This is a genomic window from Mesobacillus foraminis (genome assembly GCF_004340465.1).
Lineage (GTDB): Bacteria > Bacillota > Bacilli > Bacillales > Cytobacillaceae > Mesobacillus_B > Mesobacillus_B foraminis.
In genome coordinates this window covers 64905-87043 of sequence record NZ_SLVV01000001.1, presented here as the reverse complement: position 1 = coordinate 87043, position 22139 = coordinate 64905, and the positions used below count along the sequence as shown (strand labels likewise).

Genomic DNA, 22139 nt, shown 5'->3' with positions numbered 1-22139 from the left:
TGAAATTAAAGGTAAGCAGGAAACTTTAACTAAAACTCTTTTATAATGCCTATGCTGAAAATGGCTTAAGCTGCCAAATATTTTGAAAGAATACTCATTTTCAGGAGACGCTGTATAGATAGACATCCTCAATGTAAACAAGGTAAACTAAGCAGAGTAGACATCTGTTCCGTACTGCCGACCTGGTCAGCAGCACTTATTTATACATAACATCAATGGTGGGAGGATTTTTTTATGACTGGAAGATATTCTTCGGATTCAAACATCAATGTCGGCGGGCTGAATTTCAGCTGGGATATTGAGAAGGGACAATTCTTGTTTGAGCAGCAGGATGCAGTTCTTTTCTGGATCACTTCGGCTATGAAGACCTTTTTTGACACAATCGAGGAAATATCGGGTGAGGATGCCGCCAGCCTGGTACTTGAGGCTACAGGGTTTCGCCAGGGTTTGCTAGTCGGGGATTATTTCCGTGAATTAAAAAGTGTAAGTATCCCTGAAGCGGCGGAGCTTGTGCCGAATACTTATGCATCGGCAGGCTGGGGAAGGGCCGTTGTCAGTGAGCTGGATCTGGATAAAAGAACTTTGAAAATCAGGCTGCAAAACAGCTGGGAATATAAAATCAATAAAGAACAGGGAAAGAAACACGCTGGCACCTACCTGCCAGCCCATTATGCCGGAATTTTTTCTGGTCTATTTGGAGAAAACCTTTGGTTTAAAGTGTTGGAGAGCCAGTTGGAAGGGAAAGATTATGACCTTATTGAATACTTCCCTTCTAATATTACGGTGACAAAGAACATCCATGAGCTAACAAGGAATAAAGAATCAGAAGAAATTAGAAGGCTTGAAAATATGGTCGAAAAACAGACGAGCGAGCTCAAAGGGCTGGTCAAAGAATTGTCTTCCCCAATTATCCCTGTCCTCGAGGGAATTGTGGTGGTACCTCTTGTCGGAAGATACGACAGCAGCCGCGGGGATGATATGATCGAAAAGACGCTGTACAGCCTGCCGAAAAACCAGGCCAGATATTTAGTTGTTGATCTTACAGGCTTGCATCTAGAAGTAGATAACTACACGGCCCATATGATAGAAAGGCTGGGAGCCGCAGCATCTCTGATTGGGACGGAAATGATCCTGGTAGGGGTATCGGCCGAACTTGGCTTGATCATGACAAACTCCGGATTTAATTTCACCAAGTATCAATGTTTTCAAACCTTGCAGCATGGGATTTACTATGCTTTGGCACAGGATGGACGGCAAATAATATAACTAAAAAGAAATTTTGTCGAGGGAGGAGAACTTGGTTTGCATAAAAATAAGGACTTGTATGAATTCTTGCTGATCAAAGCAAGGGATTTTACCGAAGAATGGTATAAAGGATTAGATAAGAGTGATCCCAAAGGCGTTTATGCATCCACCGATGAGAAGGTAATAGCAAATGTAAAGAAACAGAATTATGAATTTCATGAGCATTTTATTGAATTATTTAAAACAGACCGCGATAAATTTTCTTTTGAATTTGACAAATGGATTCATAAAATTGCTTCTGATCAGCAGCATCTGGATACTCCCATTCATTTCGTCATCAGGGAGTTCATGAGGACCCGGGAGCAGTATTTGGAAGCAGTCCACGAGTTTGCAGAGAAATATCCGGAAAAGGTCAAGGCTGGACAATTGGACCAATGGCATCTGATCATCGTTAAAGTGATCGACAGTGTCATTTTAAAGTTTACAGAGGAAACCTATCACTACTCAACCTATCAGCTGAAAGCCCAGCAGGAAATGATCAATGAACTAAGTTCGCCCGTTATATCCCTAACCCGTGTAACAGCTCTGCTGCCGCTGGTAGGCGACATTGATACAGCCCGTGCTAAAATGATTATTGAAAACACACTCAATCAATGTGCAGTACGCAATGTAGAGCATTTATGCATTGATCTTTCGGGGGTTGTCATGATTGACACGATGGTAGCTCAGCAGATATTTCAGCTGATCAGTGCTTTAAAACTGATTGGTGTGAAAACCACTCTGTCCGGTATCAGGCCGGAAATTGCATCCACCGCTGTACAATTGGGATTATCATTTAAGGACGTTGAAATCGAGACCAATCTTGCTAAAGCTCTGGCTTCCAAGATACAATACCGTTAAATCTATTATTGCCAGCGGCTCTTCCCTAAACAGGGAGGGGCCGCTTTGTGATTTTGCAGCAAGAGGTTTAACCTGTTCATTTGTCGGGGTAATAAAGAACTAACCCGTTGTTAATGGGTATAACGATGTTGGATATATATTGAATGGAGGGAATCAAAGATGGCTAAAGAAGTAGTTGGCGTATATGAAAATCAATCTGATTTAATACAAGCAATTGAAAGATTTAAAGAAGATGGATACTCCGTTCAGGATTTTTCAATAATTGGGGATACTCCTGATTTGCCTGCGGGGTTTGAAAACAGGACAGGGGTGTCGACTGAATCAGTAGATCACGTAGTAACTGATGAAAATCAAGATAACAGGTCAGGCGGATTCTGGCATAATCTGATGAACGTATTTGATGGTGACGAGAATCTTGGAGGAAATTCAGCCTCCCTTAATGACCGTCTTGTCCAAATCGGATTAACAGAAGAGGCTGCAAGAGAATATGAAGAAGATGTGCGTGAAGGAAGAATTATTCTATTAACAGAAGGTTTAGTGCCTGAACAGACTTCATTTGTTGGCAATGAAGCTAATCTGCAAAGCAGCACAGCTTATACAGAAGAGTCCAATGATGTTGTTAACAGCCCCGTAAATGAATACGGCGATGAAAGAACGGAAGAACGAAGCATGCAGCTTAGAGAAGAGCAATTGAACATCTCGAAAGATCGCGTTCAGGCAGGCGAAGTTGAAATCCACAAGGAAGTGGTGGAAGAGCAGCAAAATATAAATATACCTGTTACTCGTGAAGAGGTATATGTAGAACGACGCTCAGTAAACGAAGAAGATTTCGATGGAACCATTGCCAATGAAGATGAAACAATCCGAGTGCCGATCATGGAAGAAAGAGTAGAAGTGCACAAACAGCCAGTGGTGTCTGAAGAGCTTGTTATTGGGAAAAGAGAAGTAGAGGATACCGAGCGTGTAGTAGAAAGTGTTAAGCGCGAAGAAGCCAGAGTGGAAACAGACGGTGATGAGAAAGTTATTGATAGAAACATGAGCAGCGATTATAAAGACAGAGAGTAGTGCCATTAAAGACGACCGGACATCCGGTCGTTTTTTTTTTTTGTAAACTTTTCTGACATAGTTTTGAAAAAAGTTTTACTGGATGTATTGTGCAAGCCTAATAATTTGCATATAATTCAGAATATATAAAATATAAATAGAAAAAGGGAGGGATTTAGTTGGAAGCGTTGGTTAATAGTTTAAATGGTATCTTATGGAGCACCCCCGTCATTTACATTTGTTTAGGGATTGGCTTACTATTTTCTGTTTTAACAAGATTTTTGCAAATCAGGCATATCAAGGATATGGTTTTGCTGATGTTTAGGGGGAAGAGCTCGGACGCAGGAGTTTCTTCCTTCCAGGCATTGTCAATCGCCCTTTCAGGCAGAGTGGGAACCGGGAATATCGCTGGTACTGCAACGGCTATCGCAATGGGAGGGCCAGGGGCAGTTTTTTGGATGTGGACAATTGCCTTCATTGGAGCTGGAAGTGCATTTGTTGAATCAACACTTGGGCAGATTTATAAAGTTAAACAAGACGGGATTTATCGTGGAGGGCCTGCTTACTATATTGAAAAAGGAATCGGAAAGAAATGGTTCGCTGTCCTGTTTGCGGTTTCCGCCTTGCTTGCAATGAGCTTATTGATGCCGGGGATTCAGTCCAATTCCATTGCCCTGGGACTGGAGAATGCGTTCGGAATGAGCAAGGTACTCACTGGTGTGATTCTTGTTGTTCTCCTAGGGGCAATCATCTTTGGGGGAGTGAAGCGGATTGCAACAGTTGCGCAATATGCTGTGCCTTTTATGGCTGTCGGCTACATCCTTGTTGCACTCATTATCGTTGGAATGAATATCAATGAGCTTCCAGGAGTCATTGGTCTAATATTCAGCAGTGCTTTTGGTGCAGATTCGATGTTTGGAGGGATCATTGGGAGTGCCATTGCATGGGGTGTCAAGAGAGGGATTTACTCCAATGAAGCAGGGCAGGGAACAGGGCCGCATGCCGCAGCTGCAGCAGAGGTTTCACATCCGGCTAAACAGGGCCTTGTCCAGGCATTTTCCGTCTATATTGATACATTATTTGTTTGCTCTGCCACAGCGTTTATGATTTTATTTACGGGCTCCTTCAATACAGTGGGCTCAGATGGGAAGACCTTCCTGACGGAGAATTTGCCGGGGGTGGAGGCTGGACCAGGATTTACCCAAGCTGCAGTTGAAACGGCTATACCTGGCTTTGGTGCAGGATTTGTGGCCATATCGCTATTCTTTTTCGCTTTTACTACCATTATGGCCTATTACTATATCGCGGAAACAAACATTGCTTATCTGACTAGAGGTAAAGACAGCAAGCTCCCTATGTTTATACTTAAGATCGTGATTCTTGCCGCGACATTTTACGGTTCAGTCAAAACAGCATCCCTGGCTTGGGCACTGGGAGATGTGGGGCTGGGACTGATGGTGTGGCTGAACCTGATTGCCATAGTCCTTCTGGCTAAACCCGCTTTAATCGCTCTAAGGGATTATGAAGAGCAGAAAAAGCAAGGGCTTGACCCCGTCTTTAATTCTAAAAAGCTTGGAATCAAGAACGCCGAGTATTGGGAAGAAGAGTATACCTTCGATCGTGATAAAGAAGTTTCATAAACAGAGAAGAGGCGGGGGATTCTCCCTGCCTCTTTTTCATTATTCTATTGGGAAGGAATCCAGAGTCTTAGATTTTGCTGATGGGAAAATAAAGTGAAAGACTGTACCAGAACCCGGGGCACTTTCGACACGAAGGGTTCCTTTCATTGCTCTCACAATGCTGTAGACCACCATCATTCCCAATCCGGTGCCTTTTCCTTCTTTAGTGGTGTAATAGGGCTCTCCCAATCTGTCAAGCTGCTCTTTGGTCATTCCCAGTCCATTGTCCCTGATTGTTACAGTTACATGGGAAGCGCTGAATAAAGTTTCCACTTCTAAAATTCCTCCGGCAGGCATCGCTTCTATGGCGTTTTTAAGAACATTTAAGAAGCATTGGTGCAATTTTTGCCTGTCACCGTTAATAAATCCAATTCCGGCAAAGCTTGTCTTTATCTGGACTGAGTTCCTGTTGGCCAGAGGCTGAATAATCGCCAGAATATGAACAAGTTCTCTTCTGATGTTCAATTCTTCTACTGAAGTCAGCGAGGGTTTTGAGAATGTCAGATAATCCTGGATCACTCTTTCAGCCGATTCCAGTTCACCTTTAACGAGCGACAGGTATTCCTTTCGTTTTGAAGCCGTGACCCCGTTCTCCTGGAGCAATTGAACAAATCCAATTGCAGCGGTTAAAGGGTTGCGGATTTCATGGGATATGGCCGCCCCCATCTGTTCTACCACTTCTAATTTCTTAGATTTTATTAAGTGCTTCCTTAAGAGGATGTTTTTACGGACAAATTCAATAGAATAAGCTAATATGCACGTTCCAATGGGTGGTATAAATAAGTAAGCTAACCATACGTCAACTTTTTCTTCTGGAGGGTTGATGAATTCCAGGCAGACTACCGTTACCAGGCTGATAATGAAAATGAAGGAAACAGAAAATATGAGTCTGAATTTGGGAACCTGCTTAATAAACCAGGGGTGGAGACGCCAAAGCAGGACTGCAAGAAGGCTGTACAGCAGCAAATTGGCAATAAAACCTGAATCAAACCCATAAAATCCTCTAATAAAGATGGCTGCAATTGCCAGCAACGGGCCCACTCCAAAGTAAAGTCCGCCAAGGATAACAGGCACATCCCTAAGGTCCAGTTGGATTGTATCAGTAAGTTCATAAGAGAAGAAAAAACAGGTGAAGATGGCTGCAATAAAATAGAGGGTCATACCGCGTTTGGGAAAAGACATCTTCCCTTGCCTGTCCAGCCACATTAACGAAATATACATAAAGATAATGAGTAAGGACAGATTGAATAAAAAGTGCCTCATGATCTCCAAATAAATCACCATCCCTAAATAGCAGCTCTTAGAAAAATTTTACAACCTTTGAGCTGAATCGACAATGTCTTTTTTAGTTTTCCTTAGTACTGCTTACTGGGAAGAACCCTCCAGTATGCAGTAAGTTAAATGTCTTCCCATGAAATTATTTATCACTTAAACTCGTTAATATAGGTAGAACGTGGGCAGAAAGGAATTTGAGCATGAAAAGGAAATTCTCAGGAAGGGCAGTCATCACATTCTGTCTTATCATCGTTGGCGTCTGGATATACCTTCAATATATCCACAATGGCACTTCTAATCGGGATGTGCCGCTCCCGGATAGCCTTCACCCTGCAGTAAGTCATAATGCAGAATTGTTGATTCAACAAAGTGCAGGCAAAGGGATTGAAATTATTATTACGGATGGCTTTAGGAGTCATCATGAACAGGACCGGCTATACGAAAAGGGAAGATCGACCCAAGGCAATATTGTTACACATGCTAAGGGAGGAGAATCCTTTCATAATTTCGGCTTAGCCATTGACTTTGCCATTAAGGCAAATGGCCAGGCGATATGGGATATGGGGTACGATGGGAACGGGAATGGTCAATCAGATTGGATGGAAGTTGTAGAGATCGCTAAAGAGCTTGGGTTTGAGTGGGGCGGTGACTGGAAGCACTTTAAGGATTACCCTCATTTACAAATGGACTTCGGCTTGAGCATCAATGACCTGCAAAAGGGGGAAAGGCCCCCAAGTCAGCCCATGACCGTTAAAAGCTCATAATATAGATGTAATCATAAACAAAGGCAGACCTGTTTTTAGCAGGCCTGCCTTTGTTATCTTCTGACTAGTTCCGGCAAAGAATATTATTGATAGTCTACATTGTATTTTTTTTCGGTTGAAGAGACATCCTTTGTATTCCTGCCGTGTTTTTCTTCCTTTTGCTCTTCTTTTAAGTCTTCGAGAGGAATGGAATCAACCGTCTGTTCGCTCTCGTGCATGTCGTACAGACTTTTTTTGCTGGTCGCATACTGTTCTGGATTATCCATATCCTTTCGTCCAGAGTCACGCTTCATGAATTGGACTCCTTTTTTTCTTTTGTTTTTGCGCCTTCACGCTGCGGTTCAATATCGATCTCATGCTGCCTCTTTTTCTGTTGTTCTTTAGATTCATTCTGGGTGTTCTCATTATGCTGAGTCATTAATTAGAACCTCCTTTTAATCGTGTTTAATGTACAGTACCCGTTTTTAACGAATGAAAACAAGCAGTGTTTGGGTAACATGATATAGGAGTAAAAAAAGAAAGAAAATGGAAGGTCTGTTATTTTGGGTTATTCATCCTGTCGCGGGAGATCGTTTACCCTTGCGATTACAGGCTTTGCACACTTCGGTTAGGAAAGGTGAAAGACAAAAGATGAATTCAGGTAAATTGCTGATTATTGGCGGCAATGAGGAAAAATGTACAGAAGGGGATATTTTATCTCTGTTTATACAACTATCTATGGAAAGAGGCGGACCTGTCGGTATTTTGCCTGCAGCTTCGCAGATACCCGACGAGGTTAGCAGGGATTATATAAAAGTATTCAGAAATCTCGGTGCAGAGGAAATTAAAGTCCTGGCTGTAGATACTAGGGAAAAAGCGGATGATCCCTCGATTCTAGGGACCACATCGGAACTTGGTGCACTATTTATAACTGGCGGAGACCAAAAGAGGTTATCTGATTTAATTAGAGGTTCAAAACTCCATACCCTTTTGATGGAAAAATGGCGCTCCGGAATGCACATTGGGGGAACCAGTGCGGGAGCATCCATAATGGGCGAGGATATGATCATTTATTCGGAAATGAAGAACAATGATGAAGAAAGACTTGTCATCGAGATGGGCAAAGGATTCGGATTTGAGAAGAATCTTTTAATCGACCAGCATTTCTCTCAACGGGCCCGTTTTGGCCGATTAATTGGGGCCATCGCGGAGAATAAGGAATTAGTCGGCATCGGCATCGATGAAAATACAGCGATTTTGGTGAATGGAAAGCAGTTTGAAGTAATTGGAGAGCATCAGGTCTTTGTTATAGACGGACTCAACGGCAGTCTCGTAGATTTTGTCAGATCGGAGAATGGCGGTGAAGAACTGACCATTACAGACTTCAAGCTCCACGCTCTGACAGATGGTTATAGTTTCAATTTATCTACCCGGAAAATCATGAAAAGGAAAGAGGCATAGCAATGAAAATCAACCGTGTAAGATACCTGAAAGGACCCAATTACTTTAATTATAATCCCACGATCTGGATTGAACTTGACATTCAGGAATATGAATTTCAACCTTCCAACAAGATAGCTGGATTTTCCGAAAGCCTCATTTCGCTGATGCCCGGGTTAAAGAAACATACTTGTTCGACTGGATATGAAGGAGGGTTCGTTGAACGCCTCTATGAAGGCACATGGATGGGCCATATTCTTGAACACATTGCCATTGAGCTTCAAAATATGGCCGGCATCCATGTAAAGCATGGCAAGACAGTAACCGGAAAGCAGGAAGGTATCTATTTTGTCACATATGAATACAGAGAACCCGAGTCCGGTTATTATGCCTTTAAAGCGGCCATGGAAATTGCTGAGCAGATTATTTCCGGGATCAAAGGAATTGAAATCAGCCGCCATGTAAACAAAATATCTTCCTTTTACTATAAAAATAAGCTTGGACCCAGTACAGAGGCTATATACAATGCAGCAATCCGAAGAAACATTCCGGTCGAAAGGATTGGAACAAATAGTTTACTTCGCCTGGGAACTGGTTCAAGGCAAAAATTTGTACAAGCAACCATAACGAGTCAGACCTCCTGTATGGCAGTGGAAAATTCCTGTGATAAACAGGCCACTAAGGATATCCTGAACAGCTGTGGTTTGCCCGTGCCTATCGGGGAAGTTGCATCCTCCTATGAAGAAATCTTTAAGGCGGCCGAAAGACTTGGTTTTCCTTTAGTCATTAAGCCGTTGAACGGAAGGCAGGGGCAAGGGGTTATTACCAATATCAAGAACAAGGACGAACTGTTTAACGTCGTCCATTGTCTGGATCGGCATGTAAAAGAATTTATCATTGAAAAGTACTATGAGGGCCACGATTATCGTCTGCTTGTCATTGGAGGGAATTTAGTGGCAGCCAGCCTCAGAATGCCGCCGTTTGTCATTGGGAATGGACAGGACACCATCCGGAGATTGATAGAGATTGAGAATAAAAATCCGCTGCGCGGGGATGGACACGAGAAACCGATGACAAAAATCCCCTTTAATTATACGGTTTCCTGTTACCTTGAAAAGTTTGATTTAAGCCTAAATTCCATTCCCCATAAGGGGCAAATCGTACAAGTAGTGGGCAATGCCAACTTATCAACCGGCGGCCTTGCAATTGATGTTACAGATGAGGTTCACCCTACCTATAAGGAACTGGCCATTGCTGCAGCCAAGGCGATTGGACTCGATATAGCCGGAATAGATTTAATCAGCAAAGACATTGCCAAGCCGTTAGATTCGAAACAGTCAGCCATCATTGAGGTCAATGCTGCTCCGGGTATCCGGATGCATCACCACCCCAGCAAAGGGAAAAGCAGGGACGCAGGGAAGGCCATCGTCAATTATTTATTTAAGGACAGAGAAGAAGCGGCCATACCGGTCCTGGCTGTAACTGGCACGAACGGAAAGACAACCACCACTAGGATGATCAAGCATTTTCTCGAGTCAGAAGGAAGGACCGTCGGGATGACGAATTCTGATGGGGTGTACATAGGCAGCCATTGTATAGACGAAGGAGACTGCAGCGGACCTATCAGTGCCCGCAAAGTACTGAGCAACCCGCAGGTTGATGCAGCGGTCCTCGAAACCGCACGGGGCGGAATTCTAAGGGAAGGCCTTGCTTTCCGTTACTGCGATGTTGGAGTTGTCACTAACGTAGCGGAAGATCATTTGGGAATTGACGGGATTGAAACGTTTGATCAACTGGTGAAATTAAAGCGGCTTATACCTGAGGTCGTCATTGATGGCGGGGCTTGCATTTTGAATGGTGATGATCCTGAAGTGGCAAAAATGGCATCCCATACTAAAGGAAAAGTGATCTTTACCTCTTTAGATGAACAAAACCCTTTTATACAAAAGGCTTTAAAAAAAGGAGAGGATGCCTGGTATGTTGATCTGGCAGGCTGGATCATCTGTTCAGAAAATGGGAGATGCACCAAGTTTTTGCTTGTCAGTGAAGTTCCAGTCACCTTTGACGGCACAGCGAAACATAATGTTTCAAACCTTCTTCAGGCTCTTGCTGCTGTCCGTTCACAGGGAGTGGACCTGGAAAATTTAAAGCGTAAAGCACTTTCCTTTGTCCCTGATTTTCACTTTTCAAAGGGGAGGTTTAACAGGATAGAAATGGAGGGCAGGCAGATCATCATCGATTATGCTCATAACTGTGCAGGTCTTAATGCCGTGTTTGAAGCTGTTCGATCATTAAAGATGGGCAGGGTTCTAACGGTGCTGTCCGCGCCGGGTGACAGACTTGATGAGGATATTGCCCAGCTGGGAACAATTGCAGCTAAAAATACAGATGTGATGGTCATAAAGGAAGATGCTGAATTAAGAGGCAGAGTGCCGTGGGAGGTACCCGGAATAATAAAAACAGCGGCGAAAAAACATTTGTCACCATCAAATATCCATCTGGTGAAGCCAGAGGCTGAAGCCTTTATAAAAGCATGGGAAATATCCGAACCTGGTGACCTCCTCTTGTTTTTATATGAGGACTTTCAGGCAGTTAAAAAGTTTATTGAGCTCACCGGAAGCAAGACAAGGGTAGACCGATAAAAATAGACAAACTCAATCCATCAGGGTTGAGTTTTTTTACGTCTTAATAATTGTTTTTCTTCATACCATTTAGATAATGATATCCTGGTGCTTTTAAAGGCATCACATCCGATAAAAATAATGAATCAAGGAGCTTTTTATAAAAGGAGGCAGGCATGATAAGAATTGCAAACGCCCCCAGTGGTATTCCGATTGCAAGCCTAAAAGGGAAACAAAGAGAGATTTACCTGGCCATGCAGGCAAGCAGCGAGATCTTTTATTATGAGGAAGCAGCCATCTTACTGTTTGAGCTTATTCTAAGGGAAAATATTATCAAAGCTGCATTAGAGCTTAACAAAAGCGGCGCTGTATTCACCTCGTTTGAGTATTCAGCCTTTAATCCGGCTTACTGGGTGCGAAGTTCATACGGGTATCTGCTAAGACCGGATGTACTTCCATCTGAGGCAATCAGGGATATATTTGTCAATGGGAAGAAATATGGGTTTGAATGCTCTACAGCAATGATTCTCATTTATTACAAAGCGGTACTGGATTCTATCAGGGAATCAGATTTTAATTATTTATTTGGGGGATTGCTGGTCTGGAACTGGAATAATGACCCTGACCTTGTGATTATTACACGGTCTGGGCGGGAATTCATTCCCGGAGATATCGTCTATTTTTATAATCCAGATTACCAGCTGCCAATCTGGAGGGGAGAGAATGGTGTTGTTTTGGGGAATGACCAATACTATGGGCACGGAATAGGAGTAAAGACGGCAAAGGGAATGATTGAATCCCTCAATACCAGAAGGAGACCCGGAGCAAAGAGATCGGCTTACATGCTCAATCAGCACAGCAGGCTAAATGCCAGGTATTTATTCCGATTTTCAAAAAAACAACTTTTTTTTAGGGAAAAAGGCTGAAGGGAACTTCGGTCTTTTTTCTTATTTTAACGAATAAAACAGAAACCTTCATAAAGCCGGGATAGTTTAAGTAAAAAGGGGAAAATAAAAAGAGACAAAATTTATTAAGAAAAATGCAGACTGAAATTGACGGAAGGTATAAGGGAGTTTTGGAAAATGAGACTAGCCGAATTGTTGGAGTGCCTGGATGGATGTCTGACAGCTGATGTTGCTGTTAAGGAAACCGAAATCAACGGCATACAAATGGATTCAAGAAAGATTATCCCGGGAAATATCTTTGTGGCCATCACGGGTTTTAATATGGATGGACACAGGTTTATAAAAGATGCAATTGAAAAGGGCGCTGCAGCGGTTATAGGTGAGGAGGATCTCGAGCTCGAGGTCCCTTATTTCAGAGTTGCCGACAGCCGCTTAGCTCTTGGAAAGCTGGCAAGCGCGTTTTATCATTACCCTTCGAGAAAACGAAAAGTAATTGGCATCACAGGCACAAATGGAAAAACAACCGTTTCCTATATGCTGAAACATATCCTCGAATCTGCAGGAAAAACGGTATCGTTGTTTGGAACAGTTTCCTACGTGGTCAATAAAGAAGTGTACAAGCCTACTAATACAACACCCGACGCTCTTCAATTACAGGGGCTGCTTGCACAGAGCATGGATGAGTATGCGATTCTTGAAGTATCTTCCCACGCTTTAGTTCAATCACGTGCCGAAGGGCTGGAGATTGATTACGGTTTATTTACAAATCTGTCACATGATCATCTCGATTATCATCAAACCATGGAGAAGTATTTTAAAGTTAAAACCCAAATGTTTAATTATCTAAAACCTGAGGGGAAGGCTATTGTGTCAGAAATCAGTGACTGGGGCTGCCGAATGTCGGAAGAACTGGCACAGAGGAAAATTCCTTCGTTAACATTAAGTGATTCAAAAAGTACAGATTTGTCAATCGATCGAATTAAACTAAATGGGATCACACAATTCACCGTCACCATCAAAGGTGAAAAATTCAAAGTGGATTTGCCCTGCCCTGGACTTCACAATGTGTATAATGCTGCACTCGCATTTTTGACCGCTTATGACATCGGAATCAATCCAGGGCAAATTGTCAGGGCGTTAGAGGAATTTCCAGGAGTACCTGGAAGGTTCGAAATGATTTCACACCCGAATGGAGCAATATTTATTATTGACTATGCCCATACCAGGGATGCGATTGAATACTGTCTCCATACAGCCAAACAGCATCATGCTAGGCAGATAACCCATATCTATGGATTTCGGGGAGGCAGGGATGCTTCAAAACGGGAAGATATGGTAAAGGCATCCTCCTCGCTATGTGACCAATTCATCCTTACCCTGGATGACCTGAACGGTGTTCCAGAAGAAGAAATGATTGAGGAAATGCATGCACTGAATTCGCGCTATGGCTACCAAAAGGGCCTCGTTATTACAGACAGGACCGCGGCAATCCAATTTGCCTGGGAAAATGCCCGGAACGGTGATTGGGTCTTTATAACCGGAAAGGGTCCGGAAGAATACAAGACCGATTTCATATTGCCCGTTTCATCCGATAAAGAAGCCTTGTTGTACTTGCAAGAAACATGCGCCGAAGAGCAAGTCGTATAGTTGAGGGTAAAGAGTCTAAAGCCCATATCCAATGATCCGAATACATTAAGAATGGACCGCTGCTCATCTGCCGCGGTCCTTTTCTATGGGGCCAGGTTTTGTTAAATAATCAAGGTAGTCTGTTGCAATGCCATCCATGCCCATTTTTAACAGCGCACCTGCCGTTTTTTTATCCCTGACCGTCCACGCAAAGGTTTTCATTCCACAGCCATGAATCCTTTTGATAAGTCGCTTATTCACCAGGGTCACCTTTGGATTCAGGTAACTTGCATATTGAGCTATGCCCCGGATCTCCCTAGGCGATATTCCTGCTGGTCGATTCTTAATGAGTACCCCCACCGGAACGGCGGGGAAAATACGATGAAACTCTTGCATCGATCTCCTGTCAAAGGATTGGACAATGATTTGGCCGTCCCCGAGTTGATCTGCACCCCGTTCTCTTAGTTTTTCAGCCAGATGCCTTTCAATATCCGGATATAAGGATGGTTTTTTCAGTTCAATCAATAAGCGGACTTTTCCAAGGTACCGGTCCAGTACTGCATCCAAAGTAGGAATCCTCTCACCTTTGAACCGGGGATCAAACCAGCTTCCAGCATCAAGTACCTTGATTTCCTCATAGGTCAAATTCTTGATATATCCCTTTCCGGAAGTTGTCCGGTTTACCTTTGGATCATGTATTACAATCAAAGTTCCATCTTTTGTCTGCTGGACATCGAATTCAAGCATATCGGCGCCAAGAGCGACCGCCTTGTCAAAGGCAAGGATCGTGTTTTCTGGATAATACCCGGAGGCCCCTCGATGGCCAATAAAGATAGGGCGATCTTTTTTGCCTGTTAAAAAGGCAAGGGGCAAGTGCAAATGTCTCAGAATCGACAGGTAAACATGGAGGAAGCGGTTTAGCTGTCTTAAGAAATACATGGATCTGCCTCCAATTCGAACACATAATTAAGGTGTTCAGTGCCGTTTTTTAGGGTTCCTCTTTCTTTTCCCTTTAGCTAAAAAATAAATCATTGCAGGCTCTGAAGCAAGATGTTCCTTTCTTTTATTAAAAAAAGGAAGGAATTGGGCAAGATTTTTTTTGTCCTTCAATTGCACAAATTGCCTGAATTGAATAGGATATATTGACATTTGAAAAGGAGGTAATTATTAATGAGCGATGGATGCGGATATAGCGGCGGCTTTGCCCTGCTGGTTGTATTGTTCATTCTTTTAATCATCATTGGAGCTTCTTGGGGATACGGCGGCTATTAATCCCCGATGTTTGTAAACAAAGGAGGGTTGGAGTATGCCATACGGATATGGGCACGGCTTTGGCGGATCCGGGTACAGTTACGGCGGATGTGGATACGGCAGCGGGTTTGTTCTGATTGTTGTCTTATTCATCCTGCTGATAATTGTTGGATGTGCCTGCTATAATTAATTACTTTGACCTGAATACTGAAAAAAGAGGAAGTGCCCGCAGCAGCGGGCACTTTTTTAGGTTTAACCTGAAATTGTATGTGGTATAGGAAGAATTGTATTTATATCAATATATTATAGGAGGATATCATGAGAAGGAGTTTAAGCATATTCATTCCGTTTGTACTGATGTTCGCGGTGCTGACAGGCTGTTCATCAGGAGAACAAAACGTACAGGCGGAAAAGACGCAAGACGGCAAAACAGTGGTAGATTTTTGGTCATTCTGGGGATCGGAAACAAGAAGGCCAGTGATAGAAAAAATCATTGATGATTTTAATCAATCACAAGATCGCATTTTTGTAAAACATACTTTCCTGCCATGGGGCGACATCTGGACAAAGAATCTTGCTTCTGTAGCTGCCGGAAATCCTGCAGATGTCATTATTAATGATATCAACACCGTGGCGCAAAGGGCAGAAAACAAGCAGGTGGAGGACTTAAGCAAATACATAGATGATTCATTTAAAGATCAATTCTATCCCCATTTATGGGAAAGTGTTCAATATCAGAATAAACCATTCGCGGTTCCATTTAATACCGATACCCGCCTGCTCTACTACAATAAAAAAGCATTTAAGGAAGCAGGACTGGATCCAAACAAGCCTCCGCAAACCTGGGAGGAGCTGGAGGAATACGCAAAGAAACTTGATATTAAAAATGGCAGCCGTTATGAGCGTATTGGGTTCTATCCATTATGGGGGAGCATCGGGGCATCCAGCTGGATGACAAACGCGGATAATGGGGCTGGGTTCATTGAGGACGGAGAGCTGAAAATCAATACCCCTAATAAGGTAAAGGCCCTTGAATGGATTGCAGGCTGGAAGGAGAGGCTTGGGGAAAATACCGTACAGGCCTTTCAGGCAGAGTTTGGCAGTGAACAAGCGAATCCGTTTATAGCTGAAAAGGTGGCCATGTGGGTTGATATCGGCACTTTTTATACACAATTAAGGGACTACGGCAAGGATATAGAATTTGGGGTGGCACCAATCCCTTCGTATTCTAAGGATTCCGAACACTGGGCTGAAGGCGGCGGGTTTGTCGCTGAGATTCCGAAAGGCTCCGATCATCCAGAAGAAGCAATGGAATTTATTGACTATCTTACAGGCCCGGAGGCACAAAAATACTGGGCACAGAAAAATTTTGACAATGTGGCCAATATAAAAGCAGCAGAATCAGTAATTGATGAACTAACCGGAGATGGGCAGACCGTTTACCAGGCCACCGTAGATAATCTGAAGGTAACAAAAATGTTCCCGGTGCCGGTTGAATACCCTGATTATCATAATCGAATCAATCCAATCATAGACAATATCCTGTTAGGTAAATACTCTCCTGCGGATGGACTGAGGCAGGCTGAAAAAGATGTTAGCAAGATTAAAAGGGAATAGGGAGTGCTGATTCTCCTGATCCCATGGACCGGAAGAGAGAAGCATAGCTTCTCTCTTTACTATAATCACTTTGAGAGGAGTAGCGGAAGGCATGAAACAAACGGAAATTCTGCCATCAGAAACATATATCCATGAGCCAGAGGCTGCCAGTAAAAAGAAGAAAAGGCTGAGCAGGACGGCCAGGGAAAACATTATCGGATACCTGTTTGTCAGCCCATGGCTCATCGGGTTCGCGGGTTTGACATTGGGCCCGCTAATTTTCTCTTTATATGCAAGCTTCACGGATTATAATATTACTTCGAAAATGAACTTTATCGGACTGGATAATTTTAAACGGATGTTCACCCTGGATGATTTATTCTGGACTTCATTATTAAATACATTATATTATGTTGTGTTCTCCGTACCACTTACAACGGCAGGCGCAATTTTGCTCGCCTTGCTGCTAAACCAGAAAGTTAAAGGAATGAAGTTTTTCCGTACCATCTATTATCTTCCTGCAGTCCTGTCAGGTGTCGCTGTTTATTTTCTGTGGATGCAGCTCCTTAGCCCTTCAACAGGGCTGGTAAATACGGTCCTTGGCTGGGCTGGGATTGAGGGGCCGGCCTGGCTTTTTGACCCTGAATGGACCAAGCCTGCCCTGCTTGTGATGAAAATGTGGAGTGTCGGCGGCGGGATGCTGCTTTACTTAGCCAGTCTCCAGGGAGTGTCCAATGAAATGTATGAGGCGGCTGAGTTGGATGGAGCGAGCTCTATGCAGAGGTTCTTTTACATAACAGCCCCCATGATTTCTCCCATCATCTTTTTTGATGTTATTACGAGCACCATCGGGTCGTTCCAGATTTTTCAGGAAGCCTATGTAATGACTGAGAGCGGTAATGGAGGCCCCGCGAATTCCCTGCTGTTTTATAATCTCCATATGTGGAATAATGCTTTTGAAATTTTCGATATGGGCTATGCGTCTGCAATGGCCTGGCTTTTATTTATCATTGTTATGGTCCTGACAGTCCTGAACCTTAAGCTAGGGAAGCGCTGGGTCCATTATGAAGGAGGGGACAAGTAATGAAGACGGCGTTGGCACCCAGGTTTTATGAGACAAAACGATTTAAAGAAAAAGCGAAGGGTACTGCTGTCACCTTTCTTCTTTTGCTCGGAAGCATTGTTGTTCTGGCACCTCTGTGGTGGATGATCTCAACCTCGCTGAAGTCACCGGAAGAAATTGCCCAGTATCCGCCAACCTTGATTCCAAATGATTTTCATTTTTCCAATTATATGGAGGCATGGCGGACAGCCCCTTTTACTAGGTGGGCTTTTAATACATTTTTTATTGCTGCCTGCGGGACTTTGGGAAGTGTCCTCGTGAATTCCCTGGTAGCCTATTCCTTTGCAAAAATCCGTTTCAAGGGGCGGAATGCATTGTTTGTGCTCGTGCTTTCCACAATGTTGATTCCTGGTTTTGTCACAATGGTTCCGCAGTATATTCTATTTTCAAAATTGGGCTGGTTGAACACTTATCTTCCATTGATTGTTCCCGCGTTTTTAGGGAGTGCTTTTTTCATTTTCCTTCTGAGACAATTCATGATGACCATTCCAAATGAATTAATTGAAGCAGCGTATCTCGATGGGGCCAACCATTTGCAGATTTGGTGGCATATCATGATTCCGCTGACCAAGCCTGCGCTGATCACAGTTGCCATTTTTTCTTTCAATGGTGCCTGGAATGATTTGCTGGGCCCGCTGCTGTATATTAACGATGAAAATCTATATACCCTTCAAATTGGCCTGCAGACTTTCAAGGGCACTGTCCAGACTCAATGGCATTACTTGATGGCGATGTCGGTGACTGTCCTGCTGCCTGTTGTTCTATTGTTCTTTTTCTTCCAAAGGTACTTTATAGAGGGATCGAATATATCTTCGGGAACGAAAGGGTAAGAAACAGGCACTTATATAGGGGGCTTGCACAGTAGACGAATCAGTGCATGTCTGCCCTCGTTTCATGGGGGATAAACTGGGCCGATGGAATCATTTTGCGACTCCTTTTCTAACCGATTTGGAAGTTTCGAGCCCTTTTTCTGTGCGTATAGACCCATAATGGGCAATTATGGCATAATAGTTGGAAATATTACCATTTCATATTTTTGCAAACTCCCCCATAATGAGATAAAAATATAAAAAACAGGGGGAAAAGGAAATGTTTGATGTTCAAAAGGGTTCAATGGAAGAAGTGCTGGTCATCTTGCAGAATATCGGTTTGCAGATTAATGATTATCAAAAAACAAACACCATGATCTCTGTTGATTTATATAAAGAGCTATTGGAGTTCAGTATTTCCATAGCCAGAAAAACGAATGAAGTATCTGAGACCATTGACGAAATTATTGAAGATATCGAGCAGCAATTTTAATAGGACGGTAGGCAGCGGAAGAAACGCTGCCTCTTTTTATTTTCTTTGGATATTAAAAGCAATTGAAAACTTTTTCTGTAAACTATATGATAAAGGTTATGAGGCTTTTAACCAGAGTATGGTTTTTTCCCATTCCTTAATTGAGATAAAATGTGGATTGCAATAACTGCAATGCTTGTTTAGCAGAAAGGATCTATCTATATGACGAAATTTAACGAAGAAGTTTTATCACGGCGTACGTTTGCCATTATATCCCACCCCGATGCCGGGAAAACGACGCTGACCGAAAAGCTCCTGTTATTTGGAGGCGCTATTAGGGATGCAGGTACGGTCAAAGGGAAAAAGACGGGGAAATTTGCAACAAGTGACTGGATGGAGATCGAGAAGCAGCGCGGTATTTCCGTAACGTCCTCTGTCATGCAATTTGATTATGATGGTTTTCGTGTCAATATTCTCGATACACCTGGTCACCAGGATTTCAGTGAAGACACATACAGAACCCTGACAGCCGTTGACAGTGCGGTCATGATCATCGATTCTGCCAAGGGAATTGAAGAACAGACGCTGAAACTTTTCAAGGTTTGCCGAATGAGGGGCATTCCGATTTTTACTTTTATAAATAAACTTGACCGTGAGGGACGTACTCCCCTTGAATTGCTCGCTGAATTAGAGGAAGTCCTTGGAATTGAATCTTACCCTATGAACTGGCCGATTGGTATGGGCAAGGAGTTCCTGGGAATCTATGACCGCCATCATAATCGGATTGAACAATTCCGTGTGGAAGAAGAGCAGAAGTTTGTCTCTCTCAATGAAGACGGGGAAATAGATGGAGTACATCCATTAAAGGACTCTCCGCTGTATGAGCAGACCCTCGAAGAAATCATGCTTCTGAACGAGGCAGGCAACTCTTTCTCGGCTGAACGTGTAAGTGATGGGGATCTAATTCCCGTTTTCTTCGGCAGCGCTCTGACAAACTTTGGCGTTCAAACTTTCCTGGAGTCCTACCTCGAGTTTGCTCCTGTACCGCAGGCAAGGAACTCCACAACGGGCAAAATCGATCCATTGTCAACAGACTTCTCTGGATTCATCTTTAAAATTCAGGCAAACATGAATCCTGCTCACCGTGACCGGATTGCTTTTCTGCGTATATGTTCCGGAAAGTTTGAACGGGGTATGACGGTTACCTTATCCCGTACAGGCAAGCCAATAAAGCTGGCTCAATCAACACAGTTTATGGCAGATGACAGGAGCACTGTTAATGAGGCCGTTGCAGGCGATATTATTGGTTTATATGATCCGGGCACGTATCAGATCGGTGATACAATTGTCACAGGAAAAGATCAATTTGAATATGAACGTTTGCCGCAATTCACGCCAGAACTGTTTGTTCGGGTTACGGCAAAGAACGTCATGAAACAAAAACATTTCCACAAAGGCATCCAGCAATTGGTTCAGGAAGGCGCCATCCAGCTTTTTAAAACCGTCAAGACGGAAGAATATCTCCTTGGTGCTGTGGGCCAGCTTCAGTTTGAGGTGTTTGAGCACAGGATGCGAAATGAATATAATGTTGAAGTAAATATGGAACGAGTGGGTTCCAAAATAGCCCGCTGGATTGAAAATGAAGACATTAATGAGAACTTATCCAATTCCCGCAGTCTGCTTGTGCATGACCGGTATGATAAGAAAGCCTTCCTGTTTGAAAATGATTTTGCATTACGCTGGTTCCAGGAGAAAAACCCTGAAATCAAGCTTTACAACCCAATGGACAGATCAGAATAAAACAAAGAGCCCGGCATGAATAGTCATGCCGGGCTCACTATTTTCAGGATTTTTATGAAACTTAGTTAAAACTAATTGACAACTTAATAATATATCACTATAGTAAAATCATAAATTGCTTTTGTGCGTAAAAGCGTTTAAGCGAAAAAGCTGCGGAGGGGTAACATGTACCAACGAAACGCACTACTCAAATTAAATCCATTAGAAGCGGGCATTGTCACGATCATCTTGTTGGCAGGCATAAGCTTCAGCATTATAAAACTACAGCTGGTTCCTCATATACCTGTGATTCTGGCAATTTTCTTTTTATTAATTTATGGGATGATTAAAAAAGTCCGGGTTGCAGATCTCGAAACGGGGATGATGGAAGGGGCAAAATCCGGTCTGGGTGCTGTTCTCATATTCTTTTTCATTGGGATGCTGATCAGTTCCTGGATGGCCAGCGGAACCATTCCTACCTTTATTTATATCGCCTTTGAATTGATTAATGGAAAGTGGTTTTATGCAATTGCATTTGTTGTGACTTCAATAATCGGGTTAAGCATTGGCAGTTCGTTAACAACGGCTGCAACAATCGGGGCAGCTTTCATGGGTGTGGCGGCTGCGCTTGGACTGTCACCGGAGATAACTGCCGGAGCAATCGTCTCGGGAGCCTTCTTTGGGGATAAAATGTCTCCCTTGTCAGATACAACGACACTGGCTTCTTCTTCTGTTGGCGTAGACCTTTTCGAGCATATTAAAAATATGCTGTGGACGACCATCCCTGCATTCATTATTTCTTTTATCATTTTCCTGCTCCTGTCTCCTCCTGAAACAGGAGCAAGCTTTGAAAGAGCCGCAGCTGTCAAGGAAGAATTGCTCAGGCTAAATCTTGTCCATTGGTACTCTCTAATTCCATTTCTTCTATTGGCTGTCCTCGCCCTGAAAAAAGTATCAGCGGTGGTCACGCTTGGAAGCGGGACAGTTGCCGGGCTGATTGTCAGTTTTTTTCTCAATGGAAAAGGGGAATGGGCTTCCCTGGCAGCCATTCTTTTTTCAGGCTATAAAGCAGAGACGAATGTAGAAGAGGTCTCCTCCTTAATATCAAGAGGCGGAATCGAAAGCATGATGTTCTCTGTGTCCCTGGTTTTGCTGGCTCTGTCGATGGGAGGGCTGCTGTTTAAGCTCGGCATCCTGCCTGCACTTTTATCGGGAATCGGGAATGGCCTTGAAAAAGCATCCCTTTTAATTTCCTCAGCGGCAGCATCTGCTATTGGGGTAAACTTCTTACTGGGAGAACAATACTTATCAATTGTTTTAACCGGCAATACATTCGAGCCTCATTTTAAAAAATTAGGTTTGCACCGGAAAAACCTTTCCAGAGTTCTTGAGGATTCCGGAACAGTGGTCAATCCCCTAGTTCCATGGGGTGTATGCGGAGTGTTTTTAAGCGGTGTACTTGGGGTTGAAACAGTAGATTATGCAATATTCGCAGTTTTTTGCCTGGTCTCCCCGGTTTTGACAATTCTGGCAGGATTAACAGGCTTTTCAATAACGAAAGATGGGAAAACGGCAGCTTGATTGAGCTTGCCGTTTTTTATTTCCCCTGTGATTGACAGGCTTTAATTTTT

General features: G+C 43.2%; 21 protein-coding genes. 17 read left to right on the top strand and 4 right to left on the bottom strand.

Annotated features, from left to right (window positions below):
• Positions 1-234 precede the first annotated feature (234 nt).
• The 4 genes from EV146_RS00425 to EV146_RS00410 all read left to right on the top strand — a co-directional run bounded on the left by EV146_RS00425 (position 235) and on the right by EV146_RS00410 (position 4829).
• Positions 235-1266, top strand: coding sequence for an STAS domain-containing protein (locus tag EV146_RS00425; protein ID WP_132000705.1), 1032 nt, complete (start codon positions 235-237; stop codon positions 1264-1266).
• Positions 1267-1302: 36 nt separating this feature from the next.
• Complete coding sequence (locus EV146_RS00420; protein WP_132000703.1) at positions 1303-2145, top strand: STAS domain-containing protein; 843 nt, start codon at positions 1303-1305, stop codon at positions 2143-2145.
• Between the two features lie 159 nt (positions 2146-2304).
• Entirely contained in the window at positions 2305-3210 is a 906-nt protein-coding gene (locus EV146_RS00415; RefSeq protein ID WP_132000701.1) for a YsnF/AvaK domain-containing protein, read from the top strand.
• Positions 3211-3368: 158 nt separating this feature from the next.
• Complete coding sequence (locus EV146_RS00410; RefSeq protein WP_132000699.1) at positions 3369-4829, top strand: alanine/glycine:cation symporter family protein; 1461 nt, start codon at positions 3369-3371, stop codon at positions 4827-4829.
• 39 nt (positions 4830-4868) lie between these two features.
• Here the strand turns inward: EV146_RS00410 and EV146_RS00405 are convergent, their stop codons facing one another.
• Positions 4869-6089 carry a sensor histidine kinase gene (locus EV146_RS00405; protein WP_241993762.1) on the bottom strand — a complete coding sequence of 407 codons (1221 nt, stop codon included), beginning with the start codon at positions 6087-6089 and terminating at the stop codon, positions 4869-4871.
• 254 nt (positions 6090-6343) lie between these two features.
• Between EV146_RS00405 and EV146_RS00400 the strand changes: the two genes are divergently transcribed.
• Complete coding sequence (locus EV146_RS00400) at positions 6344-6907, top strand: M15 family metallopeptidase (protein WP_132000695.1); 564 nt, start codon at positions 6344-6346, stop codon at positions 6905-6907.
• 83 nt (positions 6908-6990) lie between these two features.
• Here the strand turns inward: EV146_RS00400 and EV146_RS00395 are convergent, their stop codons facing one another.
• Positions 6991-7200 carry a hypothetical protein gene (locus EV146_RS00395; protein WP_132000693.1) on the bottom strand — a complete coding sequence of 70 codons (210 nt, stop codon included), beginning with the start codon at positions 7198-7200 and terminating at the stop codon, positions 6991-6993.
• Positions 7197-7325 (bottom strand): 3-methyladenine DNA glycosylase, encoded by a 129-nt coding sequence (locus EV146_RS00390; protein WP_121609482.1) that lies wholly within the window; start codon positions 7323-7325, stop codon positions 7197-7199. Before EV146_RS00390 ends, EV146_RS00395 begins: the two co-directional genes overlap by 4 nt.
• A 212-nt stretch (positions 7326-7537) precedes the next feature.
• Here EV146_RS00390 and EV146_RS00385 point away from each other — a divergent pair, with 212 nt between their 5' ends.
• The 4 genes from EV146_RS00385 (at position 7538) to EV146_RS00370 (ending at position 13499) form a co-directional block, all read left to right on the top strand.
• The gene (locus EV146_RS00385; protein ID WP_132000691.1) at positions 7538-8347 is read left to right on the top strand and encodes a cyanophycinase; all 810 of its coding nucleotides are present in this window, start codon (positions 7538-7540) and stop codon (positions 8345-8347) included.
• 2 nt (positions 8348-8349) lie between these two features.
• Positions 8350-10968 (top strand): cyanophycin synthetase, encoded by a 2619-nt coding sequence (gene cphA / locus EV146_RS00380; RefSeq protein WP_132000689.1) that lies wholly within the window; start codon positions 8350-8352, stop codon positions 10966-10968.
• Between the two features lie 155 nt (positions 10969-11123).
• Positions 11124-11873 (top strand): protein-glutamine gamma-glutamyltransferase, encoded by a 750-nt coding sequence (locus tag EV146_RS00375; RefSeq protein WP_132000687.1) that lies wholly within the window; start codon positions 11124-11126, stop codon positions 11871-11873.
• A gap of 156 nt (positions 11874-12029) precedes the next feature.
• Entirely contained in the window at positions 12030-13499 is a 1470-nt protein-coding gene (locus EV146_RS00370) for a UDP-N-acetylmuramoyl-L-alanyl-D-glutamate--2,6-diaminopimelate ligase (RefSeq protein WP_132000685.1), read from the top strand.
• 63 nt (positions 13500-13562) lie between these two features.
• Here the strand turns inward: EV146_RS00370 and EV146_RS00365 are convergent, their stop codons facing one another.
• Positions 13563-14417, bottom strand: a complete 855-nt coding sequence (locus tag EV146_RS00365) for a glycerophosphodiester phosphodiesterase (protein ID WP_132000683.1) — start codon at positions 14415-14417, stop codon at positions 13563-13565.
• A gap of 231 nt (positions 14418-14648) precedes the next feature.
• Between EV146_RS00365 and EV146_RS00360 the strand changes: the two genes are divergently transcribed.
• The 8 genes from EV146_RS00360 to nhaC all read left to right on the top strand — a co-directional run bounded on the left by EV146_RS00360 (position 14649) and on the right by nhaC (position 22089).
• Complete coding sequence (locus tag EV146_RS00360) at positions 14649-14750, top strand: YjcZ family sporulation protein (RefSeq protein ID WP_121609476.1); 102 nt, start codon at positions 14649-14651, stop codon at positions 14748-14750.
• Between the two features lie 34 nt (positions 14751-14784).
• Complete coding sequence (locus EV146_RS00355) at positions 14785-14919, top strand: YjcZ family sporulation protein (protein ID WP_132000681.1); 135 nt, start codon at positions 14785-14787, stop codon at positions 14917-14919.
• 128 nt (positions 14920-15047) lie between these two features.
• Positions 15048-16346 (top strand): ABC transporter substrate-binding protein, encoded by a 1299-nt coding sequence (locus tag EV146_RS00350; protein ID WP_132000679.1) that lies wholly within the window; start codon positions 15048-15050, stop codon positions 16344-16346.
• 91 nt (positions 16347-16437) lie between these two features.
• Positions 16438-17409 (top strand): carbohydrate ABC transporter permease, encoded by a 972-nt coding sequence (locus EV146_RS00345; RefSeq protein WP_132000677.1) that lies wholly within the window; start codon positions 16438-16440, stop codon positions 17407-17409.
• A complete protein-coding gene (locus tag EV146_RS00340) occupies positions 17409-18278 on the top strand; it encodes a carbohydrate ABC transporter permease (protein WP_132000675.1) in 870 nt (289 codons plus the stop codon). Before EV146_RS00345 ends, EV146_RS00340 begins: the two co-directional genes overlap by 1 nt.
• 259 nt (positions 18279-18537) lie before the next feature.
• The gene (locus tag EV146_RS00335; RefSeq protein WP_121609471.1) at positions 18538-18750 is read left to right on the top strand and encodes a hypothetical protein; all 213 of its coding nucleotides are present in this window, start codon (positions 18538-18540) and stop codon (positions 18748-18750) included.
• A gap of 201 nt (positions 18751-18951) precedes the next feature.
• Positions 18952-20529, top strand: a complete 1578-nt coding sequence (locus EV146_RS00330) for a peptide chain release factor 3 (RefSeq protein WP_132000673.1) — start codon at positions 18952-18954, stop codon at positions 20527-20529.
• A gap of 165 nt (positions 20530-20694) precedes the next feature.
• A complete protein-coding gene (gene nhaC, locus EV146_RS00325; RefSeq protein ID WP_132000671.1) occupies positions 20695-22089 on the top strand; it encodes a Na+/H+ antiporter NhaC in 1395 nt (464 codons plus the stop codon).
• Positions 22090-22139 lie beyond the last annotated feature (50 nt).